Genomic DNA, 4,804 nt, shown 5'->3' with positions numbered 1-4,804 from the left:
CGCGGTCCCCCCCCCAAGGGCTCAGGGCCGCGCTATGCGGGCCCTTCACGTTGATGGCGGGCAGCGACCTGGCTCTTTGCCTCAGCACATGGCGAGCAGCTGCTTGACCGTCTTCTCGATGCCGTCTGCCGCCTCGACGATGTTGTTGGCCAGCATGTAGGCCGGGGTGGAGATGACCTTGCGCTCTTCATCCACCACGAACTCGTTGACCGGACAGGCGAGGTGGCTGGCACCCATGGCTTCCATGGCATTGGCGGTTCCTTCATCCTTGCCTATGGTGGCCAGGGTGCCGGCCCCATAGACCAGGGGGATCATGGCCGGCGCGATGCAGATATAGGCGGCGGGCTTGCCAGCGCGGGCAAAGCTCTGGCACGCTTTGAGCACATCGGGCTGGATCTGGCACTGGGCTCCCTGGAGTGCGAAGTCACACAGGTTCTTGGCGGCGCCGAAACCGCCTGGCAGCAGCAGGGCATCGAAATCGGCGGCATCGAGCTCGGCCACATCGCGGATCTGGCCGCGGCAGATGCGCGCCGCCTCGACCAGCACGTTGCGGCTCTCCCCCTCGCTCACCTCGCCGGTCAGGTGATTGATGACATGCAGTTGGGGCACGTCGGGAGCGAAGCACTGGACGGCGGCGCCCTGGCGCGCCAGCACCAGCAGGCTGATCACCGCCTCGTGGATCTCGGCGCCATCAAACACGCCACAACCACTCAAGATCACGGCCACTTTTTTCATGGGAAGACTCCTTGTTGTCGAAAATGTGAGCCAAGGTGGAAACTGGCACTTTTGTATGGTTATCGTTCGCCCCCGGCTGGTCAAGTCAGGATGCTGTGCTAGGATTGTTTCGTTTTGGATCCTGCCTGACTCATCCCCTTAAAATTTTTTCCACATTTGGCCATGTCATCCCTGATACATCTTTATCTTGTGGTGATGGCGTAATTTGTTGATATTAATGGTTTTTTGTTTTTTATTTCCGTTGTTCTTCACAGGCTTGGTCAGCTCCTGCCATTTTTGGTCACAGAGTTATCCACAGAATTTGTTTGGCATTCATCCAACAATAGGTTAGGCCGGCCCCCTTGGTGCCAGGGGGTCCCTGTGGCATCCTAGCGGCTGTTTATCTCTCTGGCAGGACGACTTCATGGCCCCTAGCAATCCCCTCATTCTGGTCGACGGTTCTTCATATCTGTATCGCGCCTTCTTCGCCTCCCAGCAGGCCGACCTGCGAACCTCCACCGGATTGCCAAGTGGCGCCGTGCGAGTGATGGCCAACATGATGCGCAGCCTGCGCAAGCAATACCCCGACAGCCATGTCGCCGTGGTGTTCGATGCCAAGGGTAAGACCTTCCGCGATGACATCTACCCCGAGTACAAGGCGACCCGGGCCAGCATGCCGGACGATCTGCGCAGCCAGGTTGCTCCCATTCACCAGATGATCAAGGCGATGGGCTTCCCCTTCCTGATGGTGGAAGGAGTGGAGGCGGACGACGTGATTGGCACCCTGGCCCGTCAGGCGACCGAGAAGAAGCTGCCGGTGCTCATCAGCACGGGTGACAAGGATATGGCCCAGCTGGTCTCCGACCATGTCACCCTGATCGACACCATGAAGGACGTGAAGACAGATAGGGACGGAGTGATCGAGAAGTTCGGCGTGCCGCCAGAGCTCATCATCGACTACCTGGCCCTGATGGGAGACAAGGTGGACAACATCCCCGGCATGACGGGGGTTGGCGAGAAGACGGCGCTGGCCCTGCTGCAGGGGATCGGCAGCATAGACGAGATAGCCGCCAATCTGGACAAGGTCGCCGCCCTGGGCTTTCGCGGCTCCAAGGCCTTTGCCGACAAGTTCCGCGAGCAGGAGGAGCAGGTTCGCCTCTCCTATGTGCTGGCCACCATCAAGACAGACGTCGAGCTGGAACAGAGCCTGGAGCAGCTGGTGCTGGGCCCGATCGACAAGGAGTCCCTGCTGGCGGTCTACCGCGAGTATGAGTTGCGCAACCTGATCAAGGAGCTGGAAGGGGGCGATGACGAGGGAGAGGGTGCCCAGGCTGACTCGGCGGCGCCGGCGGCCATCGAGACCGAGTATCAATGCGTCCTGACCGAAGCCGAGTTGGATGGCTGGCTCGGCAAGCTGGCCGGGGCCGAGCTGTTTGCCTTCGATACCGAGACCACCAGTCTCGACTATATGGAGGCGAGAGTGGTTGGCGTGTCGTTCGCCATCGAGCCGGGCAAGGCGGCCTACGTTCCCTTCGGTCACGACTATCTGGGGGCGCCAACCCAGCTGACCGAACAGCAGGTGCTGGGCAGGCTCAAGCCGCTGCTGGAGGATCCGACCCGTCTCAAGGTGGGGCAGAACCTCAAGTACGATCGCAACGTGCTGCTCAATCACGGTATAGACCTGCAGGGCATTGCCTTCGACACCATGCTCGAATCCTATGTGCTCAACTCCACCGCCAGCCGTCACGACATGGACTCTCTGGCCAGGAAGTATCTGGGCGTCGACACCATCTCGTTCGAAGAGATCGCAGGCAAGGGGGCCAAGCAGCTCACCTTCAACCAGATCGAACTGGAGCAGGCGGCGCCCTATGCGGCGGAAGATGCCGACATCACCCTGCGTCTGCACCAGGCGCTGTGGGGCAAGCTCGCTGCCGAGCCGGGCCTTGCCAAGGTGTTCAGCGAGATCGAACTGCCCCTGCTGCCGGTGCTGGCACGGATGGAGAGGCTCGGGACCACCATAGATCCCAAGCTGCTGCACCAGCAGAGTCAGGAGATCGAGGTGCGGCTGGCGGAGCTGGAGCGGCAGGCGCACGAGCTGGCCGGCCAGGAGTTCAACCTCTCCTCACCCAAGCAGCTCGGCGAGATATTGTTCGTCAAGCTGGGGCTGCCGATCCTCAAGAAGACCCCCAAGGGCGCCCCGTCTACCGCGGAAGAGGTGCTGGCGGAATTGGCGGAGACCTACGATCTGCCGCGCCTGCTGATGGAGCACCGTGGCCTGGCCAAGCTCAAGTCTACCTATACCGACAAGCTGCCGCTGATGATCAAGCCCCAGACCGGGCGAGTGCACACCTCCTACCATCAGGCGGTGGCGGCGACCGGCCGGCTCTCCTCGACCGACCCCAACCTGCAGAACATCCCGGTGCGCAACGAGCAGGGTCGCCGCATCCGTCAGGCCTTCGTACCGATCCAGGGCTACAAGCTGGTGGCGGCGGACTACTCCCAGATTGAGCTGCGCATCATGGCGCACCTCTCCGGTGATCAGGGCTTGCTGACCGCCTTTGCCGAGGGCAAGGACATCCACAAGGCGACCGCCGCCGAGGTGTTCGGGGTGGCGCTCGATGCGGTCACCACCGACATGCGCCGCAGCGCCAAGGCGATCAACTTCGGTCTCATCTATGGCATGAGTGCCTTCGGTCTGGCCAAGCAGCTGGGGATCGGCCGTGCCGAGGCGCAAAAATACATGGATCTCTACTTCGAGCGCTACCCGGGCGTGCTGGAGTATATGGAGCGTACCCGCCAGCAGGCGGAAGCCCAGGGCTACGTCGAGACCCTGTTCGGCCGCCGCCTCTATCTGCCGGACATCAAGTCCCGCAACGCCGGCCTGCGCAAGGCGGCGGAGCGGGCCGCCATCAACGCCCCCATGCAGGGCACGGCCGCCGATATCATCAAGCGCGCCATGATCCGGGTCGAAGGGTGGCTCAAAGGCATCGAAGATGACTCCATCCACATGCTGATGCAGGTCCACGATGAACTGGTGTTTGAGATCCGTGCCGACAAGGTCGACGAGTACGTCACCCTCATCAAGGAGAAGATGTCGGCGGCGGCCGAGCTGCATGTACCGCTGGTGGTCGAGGCCGGGGTGGGGGACAACTGGGATCAGGCCCACTGAGCCTGACCCGGGTGACTGGCTAGCCATATAAGCAGAGAAGCCCGGCATCATGCCGGGCTTCCTGTTTGTGGCGGCGGTGTTTCAGGCCTCTTGCAGGTATTCGTCCTTGAGCAGGACGTAGTTGTCGGCCGAGGTTTTCAGAAAGGCAATCTCTGCGGGTTTGAGTGGCCGCGCCTGCTTGACCGGGTTCCCCATATAGAGGAAGCCGGATGCGAGCCGCTTGCCCGGTGGTACCAGAGAGCCTGCGCCTATCATCACATCATCCTCGACCACCACCCCATCCAGCAGTATGGCCCCCATGCCGACCAGCACCCGATTGCCTATGGTGCAGCCATGCAGCATGGCCTTGTGGCCGACGGTGACATCTTCCCCGATCAGCAGGGGGTAACCATGGGGATTGGCCTCGCTACTGCGGCTGAGATGCAGAATCGTGCCGTCTTGCACATTGCTGCGGGCGCCGATGCGGATGTGGTTCACATCCCCCCGCGCCGCCACCAGGGGCCAGATGCTGGCATCATCGCCGAGCACTATGTCTCCCACCAGAGTGGCGCAGGGATCCACGTATACGTCTTTGCCCAGTTGCGGGCGCTTTCCCTTATAGGGTCTTAGTCGCAAGTCCATCTTGGCCTCCTTGATTTACGGCCATTCTAGCAATCCCAGACCCGGCTCTGTGGATAAAGTTGTATAAAAGCTGTGGTTGGTTATGAATAACTAAATAAACGCCGATTTTTGCAATTTTATTGCATCGAGGGGCTTGCCAGTGAGATCAATCTCTCTATAATGCGCCTCCATCGACAGGGCAGCGGCAACGCAAACAACCCGGTCGATAACCTCGAAAAGCCTTTGAAAATAGGGCTTGACTCGAGAAGGCGGTTGAGTAGAATGCCACTCCCGCAGCAGCCAAAAGCTGCGTCGCTCTTT

At 60.9% G+C, this 4,804-nt stretch carries 4 protein-coding genes; 1 reads left to right on the top strand and 3 read right to left on the bottom strand.

What is annotated here, in order from left to right; genetic code table 11:
* Positions 1-81: 81 nt before the first annotated feature.
* On the bottom strand, positions 82-735 hold the full coding sequence (gene elbB, locus ACW5W4_RS18800) for an isoprenoid biosynthesis glyoxalase ElbB (RefSeq protein ID WP_456690403.1): 654 nt from the start codon (positions 733-735) through the stop codon (positions 82-84).
* 403 nt (positions 736-1,138) lie between these two features.
* Between elbB and polA the strand changes: the two genes are divergently transcribed.
* A complete protein-coding gene (polA, locus tag ACW5W4_RS18795) occupies positions 1,139-3,883 on the top strand; it encodes a DNA polymerase I (protein WP_456690402.1) in 2,745 nt (914 codons plus the stop codon).
* A gap of 81 nt (positions 3,884-3,964) precedes the next feature.
* On the opposite strand, the gene ACW5W4_RS18790 is transcribed toward polA, so the two are convergent.
* Together ACW5W4_RS18790 and ACW5W4_RS18785 are read right to left on the bottom strand one after the other, a co-directional pair.
* A complete protein-coding gene (locus ACW5W4_RS18790) occupies positions 3,965-4,504 on the bottom strand; it encodes a gamma carbonic anhydrase family protein (protein ID WP_408798068.1) in 540 nt (179 codons plus the stop codon).
* 90 nt (positions 4,505-4,594) lie between these two features.
* Positions 4,595-4,804, bottom strand: a 210-nt coding sequence (locus tag ACW5W4_RS18785) for a hypothetical protein (RefSeq protein ID WP_456690401.1), incomplete at its 5' end; no start/stop codon positions are given.

The sequence above is a fragment of the Aeromonas crassostreae genome (assembly GCF_054052445.1).
This window is presented reverse-complemented; position numbering and strand designations above follow the sequence as displayed.

Bases quoted from the DNA above. Each gene is read 5' to 3' on its own strand.
- elbB (WP_456690403.1), bottom strand. From the start codon at position 735: ATGAAAAAAGTGGCCGTGATCTTGAGTGGTTGTGGCGTGTTTGATGGC.
- polA (WP_456690402.1), top strand. From the start codon at position 1,139: ATGGCCCCTAGCAATCCCCTCATTCTGGTCGACGGTTCTTCATATCTG.
- ACW5W4_RS18790 (WP_408798068.1), bottom strand. From the start codon at position 4,504: ATGGACTTGCGACTAAGACCCTATAAGGGAAAGCGCCCGCAACTGGGC.